22 protein-coding genes and 1 pseudogene are annotated in these 24,314 nt (G+C 64.3%); 21 read left to right on the top strand and 2 right to left on the bottom strand.

Annotated features, from left to right (window positions below; all coding sequences use genetic code 11):
- From DD542_RS22240 to DD542_RS22320, 17 genes are all read left to right on the top strand, one after another.
- Positions 1 to 1,026 (top strand): ABC transporter permease subunit, encoded by a 1,026-nt coding sequence (locus DD542_RS22240; RefSeq protein ID WP_079365129.1) that lies wholly within the window; start codon positions 1 to 3, stop codon positions 1,024 to 1,026.
- A complete protein-coding gene (locus tag DD542_RS22245; protein WP_127807107.1) occupies positions 1,026 to 2,060 on the top strand; it encodes an ABC transporter permease in 1,035 nt (344 codons plus the stop codon). Before DD542_RS22240 ends, DD542_RS22245 begins: the two co-directional genes overlap by 1 nt.
- On the top strand, positions 2,057 to 3,652 hold the full coding sequence (locus DD542_RS22250; RefSeq protein ID WP_066159667.1) for a dipeptide ABC transporter ATP-binding protein: 1,596 nt from the start codon (positions 2,057 to 2,059) through the stop codon (positions 3,650 to 3,652). Before DD542_RS22245 ends, DD542_RS22250 begins: the two co-directional genes overlap by 4 nt.
- Before the next feature lie 73 nt (positions 3,653 to 3,725).
- Positions 3,726 to 4,505: a DUF2189 domain-containing protein gene (locus DD542_RS22255; RefSeq protein ID WP_066159669.1), complete on the top strand. Its 780-nt coding sequence runs from the start codon at positions 3,726 to 3,728 to the stop codon at positions 4,503 to 4,505.
- Between the two features lie 20 nt (positions 4,506 to 4,525).
- Positions 4,526 to 4,747 (top strand): DUF2788 domain-containing protein, encoded by a 222-nt coding sequence (locus DD542_RS22260; protein ID WP_066159673.1) that lies wholly within the window; start codon positions 4,526 to 4,528, stop codon positions 4,745 to 4,747.
- A 154-nt stretch (positions 4,748 to 4,901) separates the two neighbouring features.
- Complete coding sequence (rimP, locus tag DD542_RS22265; protein WP_066159677.1) at positions 4,902 to 5,477, top strand: ribosome maturation factor RimP; 576 nt, start codon at positions 4,902 to 4,904, stop codon at positions 5,475 to 5,477.
- 48 nt (positions 5,478 to 5,525) lie between these two features.
- Positions 5,526 to 7,025 (top strand): transcription termination factor NusA, encoded by a 1,500-nt coding sequence (gene nusA / locus DD542_RS22270; RefSeq protein ID WP_066159681.1) that lies wholly within the window; start codon positions 5,526 to 5,528, stop codon positions 7,023 to 7,025.
- A gap of 32 nt (positions 7,026 to 7,057) precedes the next feature.
- Complete coding sequence (gene infB, locus DD542_RS22275; RefSeq protein WP_066159684.1) at positions 7,058 to 9,913, top strand: translation initiation factor IF-2; 2,856 nt, start codon at positions 7,058 to 7,060, stop codon at positions 9,911 to 9,913.
- Positions 9,914 to 9,928: 15 nt separating this feature from the next.
- The gene (gene rbfA, locus DD542_RS22280) at positions 9,929 to 10,303 is read left to right on the top strand and encodes a 30S ribosome-binding factor RbfA (RefSeq protein WP_127807108.1); all 375 of its coding nucleotides are present in this window, start codon (positions 9,929 to 9,931) and stop codon (positions 10,301 to 10,303) included.
- A 2-nt stretch (positions 10,304 to 10,305) separates the two neighbouring features.
- Positions 10,306 to 11,271 carry a tRNA pseudouridine(55) synthase TruB gene (gene truB, locus DD542_RS22285; protein WP_127807109.1) on the top strand — a complete coding sequence of 322 codons (966 nt, stop codon included), beginning with the start codon at positions 10,306 to 10,308 and terminating at the stop codon, positions 11,269 to 11,271.
- Positions 11,268 to 13,094: a translational GTPase TypA gene (gene typA / locus DD542_RS22290; RefSeq protein WP_127807110.1), complete on the top strand. Its 1,827-nt coding sequence runs from the start codon at positions 11,268 to 11,270 to the stop codon at positions 13,092 to 13,094. Before truB ends, typA begins: the two co-directional genes overlap by 4 nt.
- 45 nt (positions 13,095 to 13,139) lie before the next feature.
- The gene (locus DD542_RS22295; RefSeq protein WP_241559624.1) at positions 13,140 to 14,174 is read left to right on the top strand and encodes a DMT family transporter; all 1,035 of its coding nucleotides are present in this window, start codon (positions 13,140 to 13,142) and stop codon (positions 14,172 to 14,174) included.
- Entirely contained in the window at positions 14,171 to 15,265 is a 1,095-nt protein-coding gene (locus DD542_RS22300) for an enoyl-CoA hydratase/isomerase family protein (RefSeq protein WP_066159697.1), read from the top strand. The genes DD542_RS22295 and DD542_RS22300 overlap by 4 nt, the downstream gene beginning before the upstream one ends.
- Positions 15,266 to 15,522: 257 nt before the next feature.
- Positions 15,523 to 16,572, top strand: a complete 1,050-nt coding sequence (locus DD542_RS22305) for an ABC transporter substrate-binding protein (RefSeq protein WP_127807111.1) — start codon at positions 15,523 to 15,525, stop codon at positions 16,570 to 16,572.
- Between the two features lie 76 nt (positions 16,573 to 16,648).
- Positions 16,649 to 17,536, top strand: coding sequence for a proline/glycine betaine ABC transporter permease (locus DD542_RS22310; RefSeq protein WP_066159699.1), 888 nt, complete (start codon positions 16,649 to 16,651; stop codon positions 17,534 to 17,536).
- Entirely contained in the window at positions 17,529 to 18,623 is a 1,095-nt protein-coding gene (locus DD542_RS22315; RefSeq protein WP_127807112.1) for a betaine/proline/choline family ABC transporter ATP-binding protein, read from the top strand. Before DD542_RS22310 ends, DD542_RS22315 begins: the two co-directional genes overlap by 8 nt.
- A 16-nt stretch (positions 18,624 to 18,639) precedes the next feature.
- Positions 18,640 to 19,131, top strand: coding sequence for an SH3 domain-containing protein (locus DD542_RS22320; protein WP_127807113.1), 492 nt, complete (start codon positions 18,640 to 18,642; stop codon positions 19,129 to 19,131).
- On the opposite strand, the pseudogene DD542_RS22325 reads toward DD542_RS22320, so the two are convergent.
- Together DD542_RS22325 and DD542_RS22330 are read right to left on the bottom strand one after the other, a co-directional pair.
- Positions 19,124 to 19,411, bottom strand: a pseudogene (locus tag DD542_RS22325) (transposase); the annotation flags it as partial. The gene DD542_RS22320 and the pseudogene DD542_RS22325 overlap by 8 nt on opposite strands.
- Before the next feature lie 59 nt (positions 19,412 to 19,470).
- Positions 19,471 to 20,070: an alpha/beta fold hydrolase gene (locus DD542_RS22330; RefSeq protein ID WP_127807114.1), complete on the bottom strand. Its 600-nt coding sequence runs from the start codon at positions 20,068 to 20,070 to the stop codon at positions 19,471 to 19,473.
- Positions 20,071 to 20,125: 55 nt separating this feature from the next.
- Here DD542_RS22330 and DD542_RS22335 point away from each other — a divergent pair, with 55 nt between their 5' ends.
- The 4 genes from DD542_RS22335 (at position 20,126) to DD542_RS22350 (ending at position 24,295) form a co-directional block, all read left to right on the top strand.
- The gene (locus DD542_RS22335; protein ID WP_127807471.1) at positions 20,126 to 21,016 is read left to right on the top strand and encodes an EI24 domain-containing protein; all 891 of its coding nucleotides are present in this window, start codon (positions 20,126 to 20,128) and stop codon (positions 21,014 to 21,016) included.
- Positions 21,017 to 21,021: 5 nt separating this feature from the next.
- Positions 21,022 to 21,852 (top strand): molybdopterin-binding protein, encoded by an 831-nt coding sequence (locus DD542_RS22340; protein WP_127807115.1) that lies wholly within the window; start codon positions 21,022 to 21,024, stop codon positions 21,850 to 21,852.
- Between the two features lie 248 nt (positions 21,853 to 22,100).
- Positions 22,101 to 23,516 (top strand): type I glutamate--ammonia ligase, encoded by a 1,416-nt coding sequence (gene glnA / locus DD542_RS22345; protein WP_127807116.1) that lies wholly within the window; start codon positions 22,101 to 22,103, stop codon positions 23,514 to 23,516.
- Positions 23,517 to 23,695: 179 nt separating this feature from the next.
- Positions 23,696 to 24,295, top strand: coding sequence for a hypothetical protein (locus DD542_RS22350; protein ID WP_347232061.1), 600 nt, complete (start codon positions 23,696 to 23,698; stop codon positions 24,293 to 24,295).
- The last annotated feature ends 19 nt before the right edge of the window (positions 24,296 to 24,314 follow it).

Below are 24,314 nucleotides of genomic sequence, written 5' to 3' on the forward strand. Positions count from 1 at the left end.
ATGTGGTCCTACATCCTCAAGCGCCTGCTGTTGATGATCCCGACGCTGTTCGGGGTGCTGCTGCTGACTTTCGTCGTGATCCAGTTCGTGCCGGGCGGGCCGGTGGAGCAGTACCTGGCGGAGGCGCGTGCCGGAGCAGGCACGGGCGCGGAAGGCGGCTCGGTTTACCGGGGTGCCCAGGGCGTGGACCCGCAACGGCTGGAGCAGATCAAGGCCCTCTACGGCTTTGACAAACCCGCGCACGAGCGCTTCTTCCAGATGCTGGGCCAGTTCGCGCGCTTCGACCTCGGCACCAGCTTCTTCCAGAACAAGGCGGTCTCGCAGCTGATCATCGAAAAGCTGCCGGTGTCGGTCAGCCTCGGGCTCTGGACCTTTCTGATCAGCTACCTGGTGGCGGTGCCGCTGGGCGTGGCCAAGGCGGTGCGCGCCGGGTCTCGCTTCGATCTGGTGACCACATTGTTGGTGCTGGTGGGGTATGCGATACCGGGCTTCGTGCTCGGCGTCGCGCTGCTGGTGATCTTCGGCGGCCAGCTGCAGTGGTTTCCGCTGCGCGGCCTGACCTCGTCGAACTGGGAGGAGCTGAGCTGGGGCGCTCGCATCGTCGACTACCTCTGGCACATCACGCTGCCGGTGACTGCGATGGTGCTGGGCAGCTTCGCCGTGACGGCCATGCTCACCAAGAACTCGTTCCTCGAAGAGATCCGCAAACAGTATGTGATGACGGCCCGCGCCAAGGGTCTGAGCGAGCGGCAGGTGCTGTGGAAGCACGTGTTCCGCAACGCCCTGATCCCCATCGTGACCGGCTTTCCGGCCGCCTTCATCGGCGCCTTCTTCACTGGCGCTTTGCTGATCGAGACCCAGTTCTCTCTCGACGGGCTGGGCCTGCTCGGCTACGAGAGCGTGATACGACGCGACTACCCCGTGGTCATGGGCACGCTGTTCCTGTTTACCCTGATCGGCCTGATCACCAAGCTGGTGTCCGATCTCTGCTACGTGTGGGTGGATCCGCGCGTGAAGTTCGACTGATGGCCGCCGCCTCGCTGTCCCCCTCCCGCCGCGCCTGGCAACGTTTCAAGCGCAACCGCCTGGGCTACTGGAGCCTGGTGCTGTTCTGCACCCTGGTGGTGCTGAGCCTGTTCGCCGAGCTGATCTCCAACGACCGGCCGCTGGTCGTGCGCTACGAAGGCAAGACCTATTTCCCGATGGTCCAGGACCTGCCGGAAACCACTTTTGGTGGTGATTTCGAGTCCGACACTGACTACCTCGATCCCTTCATCCGCGAGCGCATCACCCAGGGGGACAGCTGGGCGATCTACGCGCCCAACCCCTATGGCCCCAAGACGCTGAACTACTTCGCGAAAGAGCCCAACCCGTCCCGCCCGACCGCCGAGAACTGGCTGGGCACCGACGACCGCGGGCGCGACCTGCTGGCGCAGCTGATCTACGGTTTCCGTGTCAGCGTGCTGTTTGCCCTGGCATTGACCTTCATCGGCACTGTGCTGGGCATCCTCACCGGTGCGATCCAGGGTTTCTTTGGCGGGAAGACCGATCTGGCCTTCCAGCGTTTCATCGAAATCTGGTCCTCCATGCCCGAGCTGTACCTGCTGATCATCTTCTCGGCCGTGCTGTCGCCGAGCATCGGCCTGTTGCTGGTGTTGCTCAGCCTGTTCGGCTGGATGGGGCTGTCCGACTACGTGCGGGCGGAGTTCCTGCGCAACCGGCAGATGGATTACGTGCGCGCGGCGCGGGCCATGGGGCTGTCCAACGGCCAGATCATCTGGCGCCACGTACTGCCCAACAGCCTGACGCCGGTGGTCACCTTCCTGCCGTTCCGCATGAGCGCGGCCATCCTGGCGCTGACCTCGCTGGACTTCCTGGGCCTGGGCGTGCCGCCGGGCACGCCGTCGCTGGGCGAGCTGCTGAGCCAGGGCAAGAACAACATTGACGCCTGGTGGATCTCGCTCTCGACCTTCGGCGTTCTGGTCATCACGCTGCTGCTGCTGACCTTCATGGGTGACGCGCTGCGGGACGCGCTCGATCCGCGAAAGGCCGACCAATGACGCCGCTGCTGGAGGTCAAGGGCCTGAGCGTCTCGTTCGGTGGCCACGAGGTGGTGCATGGCATCGACTTCTCGCTCGCAGCTGGTGAGAAGCTGGCGCTGGTGGGCGAGTCGGGCTCCGGCAAGACCGTCTCGGCACTGTCGCTGCTGCGGCTGATCCACAACGCCGAGGTGCGCGGCACGGCCCACTTCGGCGGCACCGACCTGCTGTCCCTGAACGAACACGCGCTGCGCGGCATCCGGGGCGACCGCATCGCGGTGATCTTCCAGGAGCCGATGACCGCGCTCAACCCGCTCTACAGCGTGGGCGAGCAGATCGTCGAGGTGCTCCAGCTCAAGAAAGGGCTGACCACCGCGCAGGCCCGGTCAGGCGCCATCGAGTTGCTGGCCTCGACCGGCATCTCCGAGCCCGCCCGGCGCGCCGGGGCGTTTCCGCACCAGCTCAGCGGCGGTCAGCGCCAGCGCGCCATGATCGCCATGGCGCTGGCGGCCCAGCCGAAGTTGCTGATCGCCGACGAGCCGACCACTGCCCTGGACGTCACGGTGCGGGCCCAGATCTTGGCCCTGCTCTCGGATCTGCAGCGCCAGCACGGCATGGCGGTGCTGCTCATCACCCACGACCTGAACCTGGTGCGGCGCTTCGCTGACCGGGTGGCTGTGATGGAAAAAGGGCATCTGGTGGAGCAGGGCGGGGTGGAGTCGGTGTATGAGGCGCCTCAGCATGCCTACACGCGCCGCCTGCTGGCCAGCGAGGCTCGGCGGGATGTGGCCGAGCCAACCGCAGATGCGCCGACGGTGATGCGGGCGCAGGGCCTGCGTGTGAGCTATCCGGTGCCGCTGCCCGGGCTCCGGGGCTGGTTCCGGCGCGGCAGTTTCGTCGCGCTGGAGGGGGCCGATTTTGCGATTCCGTCCGGCGGCACACTCGGGGTGGTTGGTGAGTCCGGGTCGGGCAAATCAACCCTGGCTCTGGCTGCGCTGGGCCTGCTGCCGCACAGCGGCGATCTGCATATCGGCGACACCGGCTGGGAGCAAGCGCGCCAGACCGGCGCCGAAAAAGCGCTTCGCCGCCAGGTCCAGGTGGTGTTCCAGGACCCGTTTTCCTCTCTGTCCCCGCGCATGACGGTGGAGCAGATCGTCGGGGAGGGGCTCGTCGTTCACGAGCCGGCGTTGGATGCGGCGCAGCGCCGCGAACGGGTGAGGGCGGCGCTGGCCGACGTCGGGCTGGTGTCCGAACCCAGTCAGGCCGACGACTGGCTGCAGCGCTACCCGCACGAATTTTCCGGCGGGCAGCGCCAGCGCCTGGCCATCGCGCGCGCGCTGATCGTCGAGCCGCAGCTGCTGGTGCTGGACGAGCCCACCAGCGCGCTGGACGTGACCGTCCAGCAACAGGTGCTGACCCTTCTGCAGCGCCTGCAGCGAGAGCGCGGCCTGAGCTACCTGCTGATCACCCACGACATCGCGGTGATCCGGGCCATGGCCCACGAGGTGCTGGTGCTCAAGGATGGTGTCGTGATGGAGCGGGGCCCCGTCGAGCAGGTCCTCCGTGCGCCAAACAACGCCTACACACAGGCGCTTGTCAGCGCCGCGTCCTGAGCTTCCATTAGGATCGGTTGCGGCGCAATCGCGTCTTGTCGAACGCACCGACCACGTCCAAACGCTGCTTTTCATGACCCAAGCCTCCAAGCCCGCGACGACACGGACCATGCCCGTGGACATGATTTCGCCGACCCGCTGGATCGAGCGCGGCTGGGAAGACCTGCGGGCCAACCCGCTGCCGGGCATGCTGCACGGGCTGGCGCTGGCACTCTTTGGCTGGCTGCTGCTCTGGCTGGCACGGGACCGCTTCTGGCTGCTGGCGGGTGCGTTTTCGGGTTTCCTCATCGTGGCACCGGTGCTGGCCACAGGTCTCTATCACATCAGCCGAGAACGCGCGGCCGGCCGCAAGGCGGGGCTGCGAGATGTCTTCGCGCTGTGGAAGTCCTTCGATGGCCGTCTGGTGCGTTTCGGCGTCTTGCTGGGCCTGGCCGGAACAGGTTGGGTGATGGCTTCGGCTGGTCTGATCACGCTTTGGTCCCCGACACCCATCCTCAAGCCGGTGGACTTTTTTCGCCACGTGGTGCTCGTCAAGGAGGTCGGCCTGTTTGAGGTTTGGCTTGTGCTGGGGTCCCTGCTGGCGGCACCTGTGTTTGCATCCAGTGTGGTCGCCATTCCCATGCTGATCGACAAGAGCGTGCCCGTGAGCATGGCGGTCACGGCCAGCTGGCGCGCGGTGGCCGACTACCCGGGGCCGCTGGTCTGGTGGGCCGTGCTGATCACGATGCTGGTCGGGCTCGGCATGGTCACCGCACTGGTGGGACTGGTGGTGGTCATACCGCTGATCGCCCACGCGAGCTGGCATGCCTACTGCGACCTCACCGCGACCCCATCGCCGGTTTCGGCCCACTGAGTCCGGCCCATTTCCCAGTCATGGAAAACACGATATTTGGTCTGACCGAGGGTCAGATTGCCCAGTTCGGCCTGACCTTCGGGGTGGGGGCCTTCATTCTCTACATGCTGTTCATCGTGCTGAATCTGGCCCTGGAGTCCAAGGCCGGCAAATTCGGCACCTTCATCATCTTTCTGGTGCTGTCCCTGGGCATGATGGGTTTCATGGCCAAAAACGTCATTCAGTGGGTGCTCGGCATCTGACGCATTCCTGGTGGGTGCTATTGCAAGAACGGTGCCGCACGGAGTACAATGCCGGCTTCACGACCAAATGGGCGGGTTACTACCGGCCCATTTTTTTTGTCCAAACGCTTTCCGGAATCTCGATTCCATTCACCACAAGGCTTCAATACACCCGATGAGCTGGCAAGACACCATTGCGCAAACCGTGACCGGACTGGGTTTTGACCTGGTGGATCTGGAGCGTTCGGCTGGTGGCTTGCTCCGGGTGACGATCGATTTGCCCTGGCAGGCCCCGCCGCCAGGTGAACCCGCGGGCCCCGAACAGTTCGTGACTGTGGAAGATTGCGAGACGGTCACCCGGCAGCTGCAGTATCTGCTGGAGGTCGAGGGTCTGGATTACCGGCGCCTCGAAGTGGGTTCGCCCGGTATCGACCGGCCGCTGCGGCACGAGGCCGACTATCAGCGGTTCCAGGGGCAGGTCATTGATCTCACGCTCAAGGCGCCCATCGGCGCCACCGGCGGCGCAGTGGCGGCCAACAGGAAAAAGTTTCGCGGCACGCTGGAGCGGGCCGCCGACGGGGTGATGTGGCAGGTGGTATGGAGTGACGAGCCGCCCGTCAAACCAGGGCAGCGCGTGAGCAAAAAGCGCGAACCCGCACCTCTTCAGGCGCTGACGTTTGCGCTGGGCGACGTCCAGCAGGCCAGGCTGGCTCCCCTCGTGAATTTCAAGGGGCGGCGTGCCGGCTCCTGAGTTTTTTTGTGATTTGAGAGAAGAGATACGGAAAGGTAGGCGACTGATATGAATCGCGAAATGTTGATGCTGATCGATGCCATCTCGCGCGAGAAGAACGTCGAACGCGACGTCGTGCTTGGTGCGGTCGAACAGGCGCTGGCCTCGGCGACCAAAAAACTCTATAAGGGTGAGGTCGACATCCGTGTCGCGATGGACCCGGACACGGGTGCTTACGAAACCTTCCGCCGCTGGCTAGTGGTGCCTGATTCGGCGGGCCTGCAGAACCCGGATGCCGAGGAGTTGCTGAGCGATGCCCGTGACGACATCCCGGACATCGAAGAGGGCGACTACATCGAGAAGCCGGTGGAAAGCGTGCCGATCGGCCGCATCGGCGCCATGGCCGCCAAGCAGGTGATCCTGCAAAAAATCCGTGACGCCGAGCGCGAAATGCTGCTCAACGACTTCATGAGCCGCGGCGACAAGATCTTTGTCGGCACCGTCAAGCGCATGGACAAGGGCGACCTGATCGTCGAGAGCGGTCGTGTCGAAGGCCGCCTCAAGCGCGGCGAGATGATCCCGAAGGAAAACTTCCGCACCGGCGACCGCGTGCGCGCCATGATCATGGAGGTCGACCTGACACTGCGTGGCGCGCCCATCCTGCTGTCGCGTTCCGCACCCTCGTTCATGATCGAGCTGTTCCGCCAGGAAGTGCCGGAGATCGAGCAAGGCCTGCTGGAGATCAAGACCTGCGCCCGCGACCCCGGTTCGCGCGCCAAGATCGCCGTTCTGTCGCATGACAAGCGCATTGACCCCATCGGCACCTGCGTCGGTGTGCGTGGCTCGCGTGTCAATGCGGTGACCAACGAGCTGGCGGGCGAGCGCGTGGACATCGTGCTTTGGTCCGAAGATCCCGCGCAGTTCGTGATCGGTGCACTCGCACCGGCCAACGTGGTGTCCATCGTGGTTGACGAAGAGCGCCATGCCATGGACGTGGTGGTGGACGAGGAGAACCTCGCGATCGCCATCGGCCGCGGTGGCCAGAACGTCCGCCTTGCGTCCGATCTGACCGGCTGGCGCATCAACATCATGACCGCCGACGAGTCTGCGCAGAAGCAGGCCGAAGAGGCCGACGGCATCCGCAAGCTGTTCATGGCCAAGCTTGACGTGGATCAGGAGATCGCCGACATCCTGATCGAGGAGGGCTTCACCAGTCTGGAAGAGGTGGCCTATGTGCCTCTGCAGGAGATGCTGGAAATCGAGTCCTTCGACGAGGACACGGTCAACGAGCTGCGTGCCCGCGCCAAGGACGCGCTGCTGACGATGGAAATCGCCCGCGAAGAAAGTGTGGAAGAGGTGTCGCAGGATCTGCGGGACCTGGAGGGGATGACCCCCGACCTGGTCGCCAAACTGGCCGACGGCGGCGTGCACACCCGCGACGAACTGGCCGATCTGGCCACCGACGAACTCACCGACATGACCGGCCAGACGCCCGAAGAGGCGACCAGCCTGATCATGCGCGCCCGCGCTCACTGGTTCTCCGGTGAGGAGACGCCTGCGTCCAACTGACCCGTGCTGGCACGAGCGGAGAACAAACACCTATGACCAGTACCACCGTTGCCGAATTGGCCGCTGAGCTGAACAAGCCCACCACCACCCTGCTGGAGCAGCTGTCTGCTGCCGGGGTGCCCAAAACCGCAGGGACCGATGTGGTCACCGAGACCGACAAGCAGAAGCTGCTGGGCCACCTCAAGGCCAGTCACGGTACCGCCGGCGCCGAGCGCAAGAAGATCACGCTGGTGAAGAAGTCCACCACGGAGATCAAGCAGGCCGACGCCACCGGGCGCGCCCGCACCATCCAGGTCGAAGTACGCAAGAAGCGCACTTTCGTCAAGCGCGACGATGAGGTGGTGGTCCCGGACGTGCCGACGGAGGCCGTCGAGCCAGCCGCACCGGCGGTGGATCCGGCCGAGTTGGCACGTCGCGAGGAAGAAGCCCGCCGTCAGGCCGAGCTGCTGCGGCGCCAGGAAGAAGAACTGCTGATCAAGCGCCAGCAGCGCGAAGCAGAAGAGGCCCGCCAGGCGGAACTCGCGCGCCAGGCCGCAGAGGCCGAAGAGGCCGCAGCCCAGGCGCGGCAACAGGCGGCGGCGAAATCCGCCGCTTCTGTCGACTCTGCCAAGGAAGAGGCTGCCAAGGAAGACCAGCGCCGTGCCGCTGCCGCGGCCGAGCGTGAAGCTGCTGCCAAGGCGGAGGCCGACAAGCAGGCCGAAGCCCGCAAGGCGGAAGAGTCGCGCGCGCAGGATCTGCTGGAGCGTCGGCGCAAGGCCGAGGCCGAGGCCGCCAACATCCGCGCGATGATGGCTGCACCGGCCAAGACCCTCGTGGCCAAGAAGCCGGAACCCACGCCCGATCCCAAGGCCATCAAGGGCACACTGCACAAGCCTGCTGGCACGCCTGCCGCCAAGACGGCCGCGGGTGCAGCGGCCGCGCCTGGCGCCGGTGGCAAGAAGGAAATCAAGTCCGAAAACCTGTCGTCGACCTGGAAGGACGACGCAGCGAAGAAGAAGGAAATCAAGACCCGTGGCGACACCAGCGCTGGTCGTTCCAACTGGCGCAGCGGCCCCAAGGGCGGCGGCCGCCGTGGCGACCGCGACAGCCGTGACAGCGCCCAGAGCAGCTTTGTGGCCCCGACGGAAGCCAAGGTCATCGAGGTGCACGTGCCGGAAACCATCACGGTGGCCGAACTCGCGCACAAGATGAGCCTGAAGTCCTCCGAAGTGATCAAGCAACTGATGAAGCTGGGCCAGATGGTCACCATCAACCAGCCGCTGGACCAGGACACCGCCATGATCGTGGTGGAAGAACTGGGGCACACCGCGGTGGTGGCGGCGTTGGATGATCCGGAAGCCTTCACCGACGAGGAAGCAGGCCAGCACCAAGCCGAACTCAAGCCCCGTGCGCCTGTGGTCACCGTCATGGGCCACGTGGACCACGGCAAGACCTCGCTGCTGGACTACATCCGTCGCGCCAAGGTGGCAGCAGGCGAGGCCGGTGGCATCACGCAGCACATCGGTGCTTACCACGTGGAAACGCCGCGCGGCATGGTGTCTTTCCTCGATACCCCGGGTCACGAGGCGTTCACCGCCATGCGTGCCCGTGGTGCCCAGGCCACCGACATCGTCATTCTGGTGTGTGCGGCCGACGACGGCGTGATGCCGCAGACCAAGGAAGCCATCAAGCACGCGAAAGCGGCCGGTGTGCCCATGGTCGTGGCCTTGACCAAGATCGACAAGCCGGGCATCAACCTCGAGCGTGTGCGCTCGGAACTGGTGGCCGAAGAGGTCGTGCCTGAAGAGTTCGGTGGTGACGTGCCTTTCGTGGGTGTGTCCGCCAAGACCGGCGAAGGCATCGACGCCTTGCTGGAGCAGGTGTTGCTTCAGGCCGAGGTGCTGGAACTCAAGGCGCCGGTGGATGCGATGGCCAAGGGTCTGGTGATCGAAGCCCGTCTGGACAAGGGCCGCGGCTCGGTCGCGACCGTTCTGGTGCAAAGCGGCACGCTCAAGACCGGCGACGTGGTGCTGGTCGGCCAGACGTCTGGCCGTGTGCGTGCCATGCTGGATGAAAACGGCAAGCCCATCAAGGAAGCCGGGCCGTCCATTCCAGTGGAAATCCAGGGTCTGTCCGAAGTGCCGCAGGCCGGCGATGACTTCATGGTGATGACCGACGAGCGCCGCGCGCGCGAGATCGCCACCTACCGTGCGGGCAAGTTCCGCAACACCAAGCTGGCCAAGCAACAGGCCGCCAAGCTGGAGAACATGTTCACCGACATGACGGCTGGCGAAGTCAAAGTGCTGCCCATCATCATCAAGGCCGACGTGCAAGGTTCGCAGGAAGCCCTGGGCGCCTCGCTGCTCAAGCTCTCGACTGACGAGGTCAAGGTGCAGTTGGTGTTCTCCGGCGTGGGCGGCATCAGCGAGTCCGATGTCAACCTGGCGATCGCCTCCAAGGCGGTCATCATTGGCTTCAACGTGCGCGCCGACGTCGGCGCGCGCAAGCTGGCCGAAGGCAATGACGTCGACCTGCGCTACTACAACATCATCTACGACGCCGTGGACGATCTGAAGGCGGCCATGTCCGGCCTGCTGGCACCCGAGAAGCGGGAAGAGGTCATCGGCTCGGCAGAGATCCGCACCGTGTTCGTGGCGTCCAAGATCGGCACCGTGGCCGGCTGTATGGTCACGTCCGGCATGGTCACCCGCAACGCCCACTTCCGCCTGCTGCGCGACAACGTGGTGGTCTACACCGGCGAGATCGACACCCTCAAGCGCCTCAAGGACGACGTGCGCGAAGTCAAGGAAGGCTTCGAGTGCGGTATCAAGCTCAAGAACTACAGCGACATCAAGGAAGGTGATCAGCTGGAGTTCTTCGAGGTCAAGGAAGTGGCCCGTACGCTGTAAGGATCGAGCACCACCATGCCCCGCAAGGCCTCTTCTGTCCCCAACCGCGGTTTCCGCGTCGCGGACCAGATCCAGCGCGATCTGGCCGAGCTGATCGCGCGTGAGCTCAAGGATCCGCGGGTGGGCATGGTCACGATCAACGCAGTCGAGGTCACGCCCGACTACGCCCACGCCAAGGTGTTCTTCAGCCTGCTCACCGGCAATCCGGAGGAGACCGCGCAGGGCCTGAACGCCGCGGCAGGGTTCCTGCGCAACGGCCTGTTCAAGCGCCTGCACATCCACACCGTGCCGACGCTGCACTTCGTGTTCGACCGCACCACCGAACGGGCGGCGGACATGAATGCGCTGATCTCCAAGGCCGTTGCGTCGCGTTCCAAGAACGAGGAATGACCATGCAGCGCCACAGCACCAGGGTGCCACGGCGCCCTGTGCATGGGGTGCTGTTGCTCGACAAGCCGCTGGGTTTCTCCAGCAACCAGGCCTTGCAGAAGGCCAAATGGCTGCTGCGCGCCGAAAAGGCCGGGCATACCGGGACGCTGGATCCTCTGGCCACAGGCGTGCTCCCGATCTGCTTCGGCGCAGCCACCAAGTTCAGCCAGCTGCACCTGGACGCTGACAAGACCTACGAAACCGTGGTCCGCCTGGGCGTGACCACCACCACCGGCGACGCCGAGGGCGATGTGCTGGAAACCCGTCCTGTGACCTGCAGCGTAGGTCAGGTAGTGGAGGTGCTGGACCGGTTCACCGGACCCATCAGCCAGATTCCGCCGATGCACAGCGCCCTCAAGAAGGATGGCAAGGCGCTGTATGAGTACGCCCGTGAAGGCGTCACGGTGGAGCGTGAGCCGCGCGCAGTCACCATCCACGAACTGGAACTTGTGGACCTGCGCCTCGAGGGACATGAGCCCTTCCTGCGCTTGCGCGTGCGCTGCTCCAAGGGCACCTACATCCGCACGCTGGGCGAAGACATCGCGGCGGCCCTGGGCTGCGGCGGGCACCTGAGCCTGCTGCGCCGGGTGCAGACCGGGCCCTTCGACGTCAGCCAGTGCATCACCGTAGAAGCCCTTGAGGCGCTGCCCGAAGAGCAGCGGCTCCAACGGCTGCTGCCGGTACAGGCCCTGCTGCCCGACCACACGGCTGTCACGCTCGACAGCGACAATGCCGCGCGTTTCCTCAGCGGTGTGCGCCGCCGCGGGGCCTGGTCCGACCTGTCCCGCGTGGCAATCTACGGCCCGCCAGCGGGCACCTCCCGCATGCCGGTCCTGCTGGGCAGCGGCCACACACAGGCCGGCGAACTCATCCCGGGGCGGCTGCTGAGCCCCATCGAAATACAGCAAATCCTGGAACCTGCAACATGAGCAAACAGATCCGCAACATCGCCATCATCGCCCACGTCGACCACGGCAAGACCACCATGGTCGATCAGCTGCTGCGCCAGTCGGGCACCTTCGCCGAACACGAAAAGGTCGTGGACACGGTGATGGACAACAACGCCATCGAGCGCGAGCGCGGCATCACCATCCTGGCCAAGAACTGCGCCGTGAGCTGGCAGGGCACCCACATCAACATCGTCGACACCCCGGGGCACGCGGACTTCGGCGGCGAGGTGGAGCGCGCGCTGTCGATGGTGGACGGTGTGGTGTTGCTGATCGATGCCCAGGAAGGCCCGATGCCGCAGACCCGTTTCGTGACCAAGAAGGCCCTGGCCCTGGGGCTCAAGCCCATCGTGGTGGTCAACAAGGTGGACAAGCCCGGCGCCAACCCGACCAAGGTGATCAACGAAGCCTTCGATCTGTTTGCGAACCTCGGCGCGACCGACGAGCAGCTGGAATTCCCGGTGGTCTACGCCTCGGGTATCAACGGCTGGACCTCGCTGGAAGAGGGTGCGCCTGGCGAACAGTGGGGCCCCAACATGTCGGCCCTGTTCGACACCGTGCTCAAGCATGTGCCGGCCCACCAGGGCGACCCGGACGCGCCGCTGCAGTTGCAGATCTCGGCGCTGGACTTCTCCACCTTCGTCGGCCGCATCGGCGTGGGCCGTATCAGCGCCGGCAAGATCCGTCCTGGCATGGACGTGCTGGTGATGGAGGGTGAAGACGGCAAGAGCATCAAGGGCCGCATCAACCAGGTCCTGACCTTCCAGGGGCTCGACCGCGTGCAAGTGACCGAGGCCGGCCCTGGCGACATCGTGCTGATCAACGGCATTGCGGACATCGGCATCGGCGTGACCGTGACCGACCCGGCCAATCCGACGCCGCTGCCCATGCTCAAGGTGGACGAGCCCACGCTGACCATGAACTTCTGCGTCAACACCAGCCCGCTGGCCGGTCGCGAAGGCAAGTTCGTGACCAGCCGCCAGATCTGGGACCGCCTGCAGAAAGAGCTGCAGCACAACGTGGCCCTGCGCGTGAAGGAAACCGACGAGGACGGTATCTTCGAAGTGTCCGGTCGTGGCGAACTGCACCTGACCATCCTGCTGGAGAACATGCGCCGCGAAGGCTACGAGATGGCCGTGTCCAAGCCGCGCGTGGTGTTCCGCGAGATCAACGGCGAAAAGTGCGAGCCGATCGAGCTGGTCACCGCTGACATCGAAGAAGGCCACCAGGGTGGCGTGATGCAGGCCCTGGGTGAGCGCAAGGGCGAGCTGGTCAACATGGTGCCGGACGGCAAGGGCCGCGTGCGCCTGGAATACCGGATCCCGGCCCGTGGCCTGATCGGCTTCTCCAACGAGTTCCTGAACCTGACCCGCGGTTCCGGCCTGATCAGCAACATCTTCGACGGCTACGAGCCGCACAAGGGCGAGATCGCCAGCCGCAAGAACGGTGTGCTGATCTCCATGGACGACGGCGAGATCTTCACCTACGCCCTGGGCAAGCTCGACGACCGCGGCCGCATGTTCGTCAAACCCAACGACCCGGTGTACGAGGGCATGATCGTCGGCATTCACAGCCGCGACAACGACCTGGTGGTCAACGCCACCCGCACCAAGCAGCTGACCAACTTCCGTGTCAGCGGCAAGGAAGACGCGATCAAGATCACGCCGCCCATCGACCTGACGCTGGAATACGGCGTTGAGTTCATCGAGGACGACGAGCTGGTCGAGATCACGCCCAAGAGCGTGCGCCTGCGCAAGCGCCATCTCAAGGAACACGATCGCAAGCGCGCTTCGCGCGAAGCTTGACCCGCCGGGCAGCCGTTGGCTGCCCGCCAAGGTCCACTCACACCCATGCCCTTCACGCTGCTCAACCGTCTGACTCACACCCAGGCGGTGTTCCTCATGGTCGCGGTGACCCTGATGTGGTCGATCGCCGGCGTGGTCTCGCGCCAGCTGGAGTCGGCCGCGCGTTTCGAAGTCACCTTCTGGCGCAGCGCATTCACCTTTGTGTCGCTGCTGCTCATCCTGCCCCTGTGGCGCGCAGCAGACCGTGCGTCTGGAGCCCTCCGTGGTGTCCCGACGAGTCAAGGTGCGCTGCAGCGCCACTGGGGCATCCTCGCCGGATCGCGCGCCTTCTGGGTGTCCGGTGTCTGCTGGAGCGTGATGTTCACCGCCTTCATGCTGGCTCTGACCTTCACCAGTGTCGCCAACGTTCTGGTGATCATGGCGGCGGGGCCGCTGTTCACCGCGGTCATCGCCCGGGTGTTCATTGGCCAGCGTCTGCCCGGGCGCACCTGGGCCGCCATCGTGACGGCCGGCGCCGGCATCGTGTACATGTACGGCAGCCAGATGTGGTCCGCCTTCACCGACCCGGCAGCAAATGCATCGGGCCTGGTCCTGGGGTCGCTGGCATCGCTCTGCGTGCCGGTGGGCGGCGCGATCAACTGGACCGTTGTGCAGCGCAGCCAGCAGCACGGGGAGTCCATCGACCTCGTGCCGTCGGTACTGGTTGGGGCGTTGATCTCGAGCGTGCTCACCCTGCCTCTGGCATTCCCGTTTCTGGCCACAGGCAGCGACATCGCGTGGCTGGCCCTGCTGGGTCTGGTGCAGCTCGCGATTCCTTGCGCGCTGGCGGTGGTCTGCGCCCGTTCGCTCAAGGCCCCCGAAGTGTCGCTGCTGGCGCTGCTGGAGGTGATCTTTGGCATCGTTTGGGCCTGGCTCTGGGCCAACGAGACGCCTGGGAGCGAGGTGCTGCTCGGCGGCAGTGTGGTGATCGCCGCCTTGCTGCTCAACGAACTGGCCGGCTGGCGTGACCGCCAGGGTGCACTGCGCATTCAGACCCTCAGCGCCAGGAATACCGAGACATCCGTTGGAGAAACGCCATGAATGGGTCCGAACAGTTCATCATCACCGAAGTCCGTGGTCGCGTCGGTTGCATCACGCTCAACCGGCCCAAGGCGCTGAACGCGCTCTCGCTGGGCATGATCCGCGACATCAGTGCCGCCTTGCTGGCCTGGCGCGAAGACCCGCAGGTGCTGGCAGTGGCGATCCGTGGCACGGGCAAGGAGGGCGCGTTCGGCAGTTTCTGCGCGGGCGGTGACATCCGCTTCTTTCACCAGGCTGCGCTCGCGGGCAACCCAGAACTTGAGGACTTCTTCACCGAGGAGTACGCACTCAACCACCTGATCCACACCTACCCCAAGCCCTACATCGCGTTCATGGACGGCATCTGCATGGGCGGGGGCATGGGCATCAGTCAGGGAGCGAGCCTGCGAATCGTCACCGAACGCAGCAAGATCGCCATGCCCGAAACCGGCATCGGCCTGTTTCCGGACGTGGGCGGCGGCTACTTCCTCAGCCGCTGCCCGGGTCGACTGGGTGAGTACCTGGCCCTGACCGGTCTGGTGCTTGACGGCGCTCATGCGCTGGCGGCCGGCCTGGCCGACGCGGTGATGGACAGCGGCCGCCTTGCGGGCCTGTGGGACAGCCTGGGTCAGACGCCCTACGAGAGCGGCGTGGCGGTGGAGCGCTGGTGTCTCAATCACGTCCAGAAGGTGCCGCCGAAGGCGCACTTTCCGCAGGCGGACATCGACCGCGTATTTGCATTGGACAACGTGAAGGCGGTGGTTCAGGCGCTGGAGCAGGCCCAAGGCGAGTGGGCCAGCGAAACCGCACAGTTGCTGCGCAAGCGTTCACCGCTGATGCTGCATGTGGTGCTGGAGCAGGTTCGCCGGGCACGGGGTATGGGGCTGGCCGACGAACTGCGCATGGAGCGCGACCTGGTCCGTCGCTGCTTCCACCTGCGCCCGGGCGCCGCGAGCGAAACCGTTGAAGGGATCCGCGCACTGGCGGTAGACAAGGACCACGCCCCGCGCTGGAACCCGTCCTGCATCGAAGAGGTGAGCGATGCACAGGTGGTCGAATTCTTTGTTTCGCCCTGGCCTGCGCACGCGCATCCGCTGCACTCGCTGCGGTGACAGCGGGCCGGCTTTCATTCGAGCCGCGGCCTTCTCGGAGCCGATGGGCTTCGTTATATGAAAAGTCGCAGCATTTGCGTGAGATTTATTCTCAAAGTTATATTTCCGAGTTGAGTTCAATCCAACTGTCTGTTGGTTGAGCGGCTGGTCACCTCGTTTGCAGCAGCGTTCGTTTTCTTCAGGCCGTTGGGTGTGCACTTCGCATCCAGTGGCGCCCCGCGTCGGTGGACAACACCACTCGAAACTTGGAGAAAACCATGTCGCGCATCCCCCCGCTTTCCCGTCTGTCCCTGCTCGCCGCCGCGCTGGCGCTGAGCGCATGTGGCCAGAAAGAGGAAACACCTTCCCCAGCCGCCACACCTGAGGTGGCACAGACCTCCGTCTGCGGCAAGGTCACGGTGGCCAACATGAACTGGCAGTCGGCCGAGGTACTGGCCCACATTGACAACATCATTCTGTCCAAGGGCTACGGCTGTGAAGTCGAATTGGTGCCGGGTGACACCATGCCCACGCTGACCGCCATGATGGAGAAGGGGCAACCCGACGTGGCACCCGAAGCGTGGATCAACGCCGTGCGCCAACCGCTGGACGCCGCGGTGAAGGAAGGCAAGCTGCACTACGCCGCCAAATCGCTTGCGGATGGAGGCGTCGAGGGCTGGTGGATTCCGAAGTACCTGGCCGATGCCCATCCGGACATCAAGACCATCGACGATGCCCTCAAGCACCCGGAGCTGTTTCCGTCGGCCGAGAACAAGCGGAAGGGCGCGGTGCACAACTGCCCCTCGGGCTGGAACTGCCAGTTGACCACTGGCAACGCGTTCAAGGCCTGGGACGCGGCCGACAAGGGCTTCCTGCTGGTGGACACCGGCTCGGCCGCAGGGCTGGACGGTTCGATCGCCAAGGCGTATGAGCGCAAGCAGGGCTGGCTGGGGTACTACTGGGCGCCCACATCCATCCTGGGCAAGTACGAGATGGTCAAGCTAGACGCCGGTGTGCCACACAACAAAGAGGCATGGGAAGCCTGCAATGCCAAGGCGGAGTGCGACAACCCCAAGAAGAGCGACTGGGCGCGCGCCGAGGTGTTCACCGTGCTCACCGACCGCTTCCAGAAAGCCGGCGGTCCCGCTGTGGACTACCTGAACAAACGCAGCTGGAGCAACGACACGGTCAATGGCCTGCTGGCCTGGATGAGCGACCAGCAGGCCACCGGGGCCGACGGGGCAGCACATTTCCTCAAGACCCAGCCCGAGATCTGGAGTGCCTGGGTAACGCCCGAGGTGGCAGAGAAAGTGAAGTCGGCGCTCTGAGGCATCACACGCCGAGACAACAGATGGCCCGCACCAGTGACGGGCCGTTTCCCTGATTCCTGCCGGAGGAGATGCCATGACATGGCTTGATAGATTCCCCGCGCTGGGTACCGAACAGCTGTCTGCCTTGCGCCGTTTTATCGATGGTGCCTTTCGCGCATTCACGCGCGAACATGGCCAGGCCATGGAGCAACTGTTCGAACCCCTGCGCCAGTTCCTGCTCGCATCCGAGCGCCTGCTGACCCAGACACCCTGGCCGGTGGTGGTGGGTGTCATCGCCGTGGTCGCCTGGGTGGCTTCGCGCAACTGGAAAATCGTTCTCGGTGCCATTCTGTCGCTGTTGGTCATCGGCTGGCTGGGCATGTGGGACGACACCATGAAGACCATTTCGATGATCTTCGTGAGCACCGTGGTGGCGCTGGTGGTGGGCCTGCCCATCGGTATCCTGATGAGTCGATGGGATCGGATGCAGCGCATCGTCAATCCGGCGCTGGACGTGATGCAGACCATGCCCAGCTTTGTGTACCTGATCCCGGTGGTCATGCTGCTGGGCATCGGCCGTGTGCCCGGTCTGATCGCGGTGGTCATCTACGCCGTCGCACCGGTGATCCGCTTCACCAACCTGGGCATCCGGCTGGTCGACAAGGACCTGCTGGAGGCGGCCGACGCTTTTGGCTCGTCGGCCTGGCAGAAGATGCGCCAGGTGCAGCTGCCACTGGCGCTGCCCACCATCATGGCCGGCATCAACCAGACCATCATGCTCGCGCTGTCGATGGTGGTCATCGCCTCGATGATCGGTGTGCAGGGCCTTGGCCAGCCGGTGCTCAAGGCCATCTCCAACCAGTACTTCACGATGGGCATCCTCAACGGCATGGCCATCGTCGCGATCGCGATCATCTTCGACCGCGTCTCGCAGGCCTACGGCAAGCGTCTGCAGAAGCATCTGGAGGTGGTGCATGGCTGATCCCGTCATCCAGCAAGCGGCTGCGTCTGGCAATGAGGCGGTGGGTGTGAGCATCCGCGGTCTGTACAAGATCTTCGGTCCCGCGCCGGAGCGCTTCATCGACGCGGTGCGCGGCGGCATGAGCAAGCAGGAACTGCGCGATGTGCATGGTCACGTGCTGGGTCTGCGCGACATCCACATCGACATGCCTGCCGGTGGAATTCAGGTGGTGATGGGCCTGTCCGGCTCGGGCAAGTCCACGCTGATACGCCACATCAACCGCCTGATCGACCCGACCACCGGCGAGGTGTTGGTGCAGGTGAACGATCAAAGCGTGGATGTGGTCAAGATGAACCCGGCGCGACTGCGCCAGTTCCGCCGTGAGCAGACCGCCATGGTGTTCCAGAAGTTTGCGCTGTTCCCACACCTGACGGTGCGGGAAAACACCGAGTACGGCCTGCAGGTGCAGGGCGTGGCGCGCAAGGTCAGGCGTGAACGGGCGCAGCGCTGGATCGAGCGTGTCGGCCTCAAGGGTTACGAGGACAGCTATCCGAACCAGCTCTCGGGCGGTATGCAGCAGCGCGTGGGACTTGCAAGGGCACTCACCAACGATGCGCCCATCCTGCTGATGGATGAGGCGTTCTCGGCGCTGGACCCGCTGATTCGCAGCGACATGCAGGGCGTGCTTCTGGACATCCAGCAGGAGATCGGCAAAACCATCGTGTTCATCACACACGACCTTGACGAGGCTTTGCGCCTGGGGGATCGCATCGCCATCCTGCGCGACGGCGAGGTGGTGCAGCAGGGCACAGGCCAGCAGATCGTGCTGCACCCGGCAGACGACTACATCGCCAACTTCGTCAAGGACGTCAACCGCGGCCGCGTGATTCGCAGCAGGACCTTGATGCGACCCGACACACCGGTCGAAGGACCGACGGTGGACATCAGTACTGTGATCGAGGAGGTCGCCCGTGTGCTCAGTGCTGAGGGGCGGGAGGTTGCCAATGTCGTCAACAGCAAAGGGCACCACCTGGGCACCCTTTCGATGGGCGACATCATTGCTGCCATGGTGCCGCCACGATCCGACTTGTCCTATCCCAATACCTGACACAAGGAGAGTTCGCATGATTCAGACGCTGGCGGGCCGGGCATTCATCACCGCGACCATCGTGGTCGGTGCCTGGCTTCTGCCCGGTCCTGTTGCCCACGCGCAGCGGCTGGTGAGCATCGATGGAGCGGAAGTGAACATGCGCTCGGGCCCAGGGACGGGCCACGAGGTGTTGTGGGTGCTCAACAAGGGCTACCCCCTCAAGGTACTGCGGCGCCAGGGGCGCTGGCTTGAGGTTCAGGACTTCGAGAACGACAAAGGTTGGGTTGCACGAGCCCTGACCGGGCGAACGCCTCATCACGTGGTCAAGTCCCGGATCGTCAACATCCGGAAAGGTCCGGGGACGGGGCACCCGATCATTGGCCAGGCGGAATACGGTGAAGTGCTGCGGACCCGCAGCAAACGGCGCGACTGGGTTCAGGTCGAACGGGCCAAGGGTCAGCCTGGCTGGGTGTCCAGGCGCCGGGCGTGTCCGAATTTTTGTGTAAACGGTTCGGACTTCAATTGACGGAGATGCGGTCTGCGAACTGAATAGTAAAGCGGGTCAGTGCAGCCTTCCAATCCCGGATGGGCATGGTCCACTTCTGGCTGATATTGCGCAGTGCCAGGTAGAACAGCTTGGTCAGCGCCTCGTCGCTGGGGAACGAGCCCCGGTTCTTGCTCAGCTTCCTCAGGCCCATGTTCACCGACTCGATGGCATTGGTCGTGTAGATGACCTTTCGGATTTCCGCCGGATAGTCAAAGAACGGCGTCAACCGACTCCAGTTCCTGCGCCAGGACTGGCCGATCTGGCCATCACCCTCATCCATTGAAGCTTCGATGGATGAGGATTATGGCTTTAAAAATACTATCTGAACAGTATTGGATCTAGCCAGATGTCGTTCCATTGCCAGAAGGCGTTGTCGACATCCCTGTGATGGCGCGCCAGGCGTGACCGCAGGCCCTGTTCCCCGGGTTGCATGTAGGCGGACCTGGCCTGCTCGATGGACCGGATCGAGACATCCTCCACAAACACATGGGGTGCCATGACCACACAGGCTGTCACCGGATGCCGGCTGGCGTGCAGCAGCGCGATGGTGGCGCCGTCGGAGTGGCCCACAAGCACGGGCGCGTCGATGCCCAGTGCCTCCAGCAAGGCCGGCAGCACATCCAGGGCCTCTCGGTGCATGTAGTCGGGTTCGTGCCGTCCGGTGTGCCAGAACTCTCCGGCATGGGGCGCCCCGCGCACGTCGGGCACGGGGTCCGAGCACCCATAGCCTCTCCGGGAGTACACCCAGCCGGCCCGTCCGGTGGCGTTGCACAGTTCCATCGTCCAGTCGCGGCCTCGTTGGGTCCACATGGACACGCTGCCCAGCCCCTCGTGCAGGAACACCAACGGCGAGCGGCCGGTCGGGCCTGGGATGTGTCGAACTTCCAGGCGGGTGCCGTGGATGATGACGCTGTCCATCGTGTCTCCGCTTCGCGTGCCGCCTGGCTGGCGGGAAAACCGGTATTCTCGTTGCATGACTCAGCTGTTTGATGCGTTCTGGCGGGCGGTGGTGTACTGCATGCACCCGCGGGTGATCGGTTTGTCGTTCCTGCCCCTGGTGCTGATGGTCGCACTGTCTTTTGGGCTGGGCTATTTCTTCTGGGACACGTCTGTCGATGCCGTCACGCAGTGGCTGCAGACCTATGAACTGGTTCAGGGCTTTCTGGGCTGGCTGGATCGCGTCGGCCTAGGCTCCATGCGGACGGTGTTTGCACCGCTGGTGGTCCTGGTTCTGGCGACGCCGGTGATCGTGTTGCTGTGCCTGCTGCTGGTCGCCGTGTTCATGACTCCGTCCATGGTTGAACTGGTTGCGCAAAGGCGCTTTCCTTTGCTCGAACGCAGGCGTGGTGGCTCTTTCGTTCTCGGTCTGTTGTGGTCGCTGGGGTCCACGTTCGTGGCCCTGGTGGTACTGGTTCTTTCTATGCCCCTGTGGCTGGTTCCGCCGCTGGTGCTCATCCTTCCGCCGCTGATCTGGGGCTGGCTGACCTACCGCGTGTTTGCCTATGACGCACTGGCGCAGCATGCCAGCAGTGCCGAGCGCAAGACCATCCTGCGTGAACACCGTGGCAGCCTTCTGGTCATGGGCATCCTCAGCGGGTATCTTGGCGCGGCACCCAGCCTGCTCTGGGCATCGGGTGCCATGTTCGTGGCGCTGGCGCCCTTGCTGGTGCCGGTGGCCATCTGGATCTACACCCTGGTATTTGCTTTTGCGTCTCTGTGGTTCGCACATTTCACGCTGGCGGCGCTGCAGCGGATGCGCGCGGCGCAGGTGGTGGAGGTCCTGGATCCTGAGCCAGGAGGCCAACCAGCCATGCCGCTGGACACCCTGCCGCCCACCACCGTTCTTCCGCCGCCTGGCGCCTGACCTCCATGAACACCAGCAAAGAGAACCCACCGGCGTTTGGTCTGATCATCATTGGCGATGAGATCCTGTCGGGCAAACGTGCCGACAAGCACTTGCCGAAGGTGATCGAACTGCTGGCGGGAAGAGGCCTTTCGCTGGCGTGGGCTCGGTTCATCGGTGATGACCGCGAGCGCATCACCGACGCACTGCGGGAGGCGTTCGCCAGCGGCGATGTGGTGTTCAGCTGTGGTGGCATCGGGGCCACGCCCGACGACCACACGCGCCAGTGCGCGGCTGCGGCACTGCAGGTGGACCTGGCGCTCCACCCCGAGGCCCGCGACCTTATTGAGCAGCGTATGAGGGACGTGGCCGCCGAGAAGGGGGAGGTTCACGACCCCGAGCGGCCCGACAACATGCACCGGCTGAACATGGGGGTGTTCCCGGTCGGCGCCCGGATCATTCCCAACCCGTACAACAAGATTCCCGGGTTCAGCTGCGATGGACCCGGTGGTGGTTCCGTGCATTTTGTCCCGGGGTTTCCCGTGATGGCCTGGCCGATGATCGAAGCGCTGCTGGATGGGGCGTACCGCCATCTTCACCGGCAAGACGCGTGGCAGGAGCGCTCGGTGGTGGTCATGGGGGCCATGGAGGCCACCTTGACCCCTCTCATGGAGACCATCGAGCGCGAGCACCCGGTGAAGGTGTTCAGCCTGCCCAGCGTGGACCACCCGGACTACGGGCGGCACATCGAGCTGGGCGTCAAGGGCGCCCCAGATGCCGTGACCCCGGCGTTTGCGTCGCTGCTTGACGGGCTTGAGCGGTTTGGTGCGGAGTTGGGACCCGAATTGGTGCGATAGTTGTTTGCACCAATATTGTGCATTCTGCTGGAATGCACCAAAACAATGCGTTGCATGCCGGGTTTACAGCGGTCACGCCGGGCATCCAGGCTTTGCAGCCCGCCGGCGCAGGGCGCTGCGCCATAATCTGCGCCGCCTTGGGGCTTGGCACATCGTTGATTGAACCCGACGGCACAACTTTGGCACAGAAACTGCTTCATGCCCTTGTCAAATTCAGTTTTCCACTCACACAGCAACAGGAGTATTTGATGGCCAAGACCGTCGCAGACGTGATGCAAATGGTGAAGGACAACGAAGTCAAGTTCGTTGATTTCCGCTTCACCGACACCCGTGGTGCGCAGCAGCACACCACCGTGCCCGTGTCCCACTTCGATGAAGACAAGTTCGTTTCCGGCCATGCATTCGATGGCTCGTCCATCGCAGGCTGGAAGGGCATCGAAGCTTCAGACATGCAGCTGATTCCCGATCCGAACACGGCCAACATCGACCCGTTCTACGAAGAAACGACGCTGATCCTCACCTGCGACGTCATCGAGCCTGCCGACGGCAAGGCCTACGACCGCGATCCCCGCTCCATTGCCAAGCGCGCCGAGGCTTACCTGAAGTCCTCGGGCCTGGGCGACACCGCCTTCTTCGGACCGGAACCCGAGTTTTTCCTGTTCGACGGCGTGCGCTGGAGCACTGCCCCGGGCCACACCTTCTACGAAATCGAAGAGTACGAAGCTCCCTGGAACAAGGGCGCCAAGCTCGAAGGCGGCAACCGCGGCCACCGTCCGACAGTCAAGGGCGGCTACTTCCCCGTGCCTCCGGTTGACAGCACCCAGGACATGCGCGCCGAGATGGCCCTGATCCTCGAATCGCTGGGAATCCCGGTCGAGGTGTTCCACCACGAAGTGGCGGGCGCCGGCCAGAACGAGATCGGCACGAAGTTCAGCACGCTGGTGCAGCGCGCCGACTGGACGGTCCTGCAGAAGTATGTGGTGCACAACGTGGCCAATGCTTATGGCAAGACGGCCACCTTCATGCCCAAGCCCTACGCCGGTGACAACGGTTCCGGAATGCACGTGCACCAGTCGGTCTGGAAGGATGGCAAGAACCTGTTCGCTGGTGACGGTTACGCTGGCCTGAGCGAGTTCGCGCTGTATTACATCGGCGGCATCATCAAGCACGCCCGCGCCCTGAACGCCATCACCAACCCCGGTACGAACTCGTACAAGCGCCTGGTGCCGCACTTCGAAGCCCCGGTGAAGCTGGCTTACTCGGCCAAGAACCGTTCGGCCTCCATCCGCATCCCGTACGTCGCCAACCCGAAGGGCCGCCGGGTGGAAGCCCGCTTCCCCGATCCCCTGATGAACCCCTACCTGGGCTTCTCGGCGCTGCTGATGGCCGGTCTGGATGGCGTGGAAAACAAGATCCACCCGGGCGAAGCCGCGACCAAGGACCTCTACCACCTGCCGCCGGAAGAGGACAAGCTGGTCCCGACCGTGTGCCACAGCCTGGACATGGCGCTGGACTACCTGGACAAGGACCGCGCGTTCCTGACCAAGGGTGGCGTGTTCACCGACTCCATGCTGGACGCCTACATCGAACTGAAGATGGGCGAAGTCAACCGCGGCCGCATCGAAGTGTCGCCGGTGGAGTTCGACATGTACTACAGCCTGTGATGGCAGGCCCGGTATCACCCGGGCCTCGCTTCGCAGATGAAAAGGACGGCCCGGCCGTCCTTTTTTTTGGGCCGTCCGGACGAGCGCGCGGGCGCCCTGTCATGGCGGATACCATGCGGCCTGTTTTTGGGTCATACTGAAAATTGATTCTCAATGCGCCCACAGCGCCTGGAGCCCACGTGTTGTCGAAGCTGAACATTGCCGCAAAAACCCATCGCGTCCTGATCCTTTCCGTTGCGGCGGTGTGGTGCCTGCCGTCTTTGGCGCAAGAGCGCATCTATCGCTGTGGCAACGAGTACACCAACAACGCCACGGTGGCGAAGGCCCAGGGCTGCAAGCTGATGGAGGGCGGCAACATCACCGTCATTCAAGGCCCGGCGCCGCAGGCGGCTCCGCGGTCTGCCAGCTCGTCGACAGCGCCCCGCAGCGCACCTCGCAACGATTCTGCTGAGCAGCGTGCACGCGACAGCGATGCCCGCCAGATTCTTGAGATGGAGTTGAGAAAGGCAGAAGAGCGGCTGGCCCAGGCGCAGAAGGCCTACGCCAATGGGCAGCCCGAGAAAGAAGGCATCGAGTCGCGCAACTACCAGCGCTACCTCGACCGTGTGGCCGAACTCAAGGCGACGGTGGCCCGGGCCGAGGCTGATGTGAATGGTTTGCGGCGCGAGCTGGCCCGCATGGGCGGTGCGCCGGTGGCGCCGCCAGCGGCGTCGGGCCCCGCGGGACCCGCTCCTGCGGTGCCGGGTGCGAGCGGGCCGTCCGAACCTGCCGCAAAATAGCCGGCTTGAAAAAGCCAGA

This window comes from Hydrogenophaga sp. NH-16 (assembly GCF_004006415.1).
GTDB classification, from domain to species: Bacteria; Pseudomonadota; Gammaproteobacteria; order Burkholderiales; family Burkholderiaceae_C; genus Hydrogenophaga; species Hydrogenophaga pseudoflava.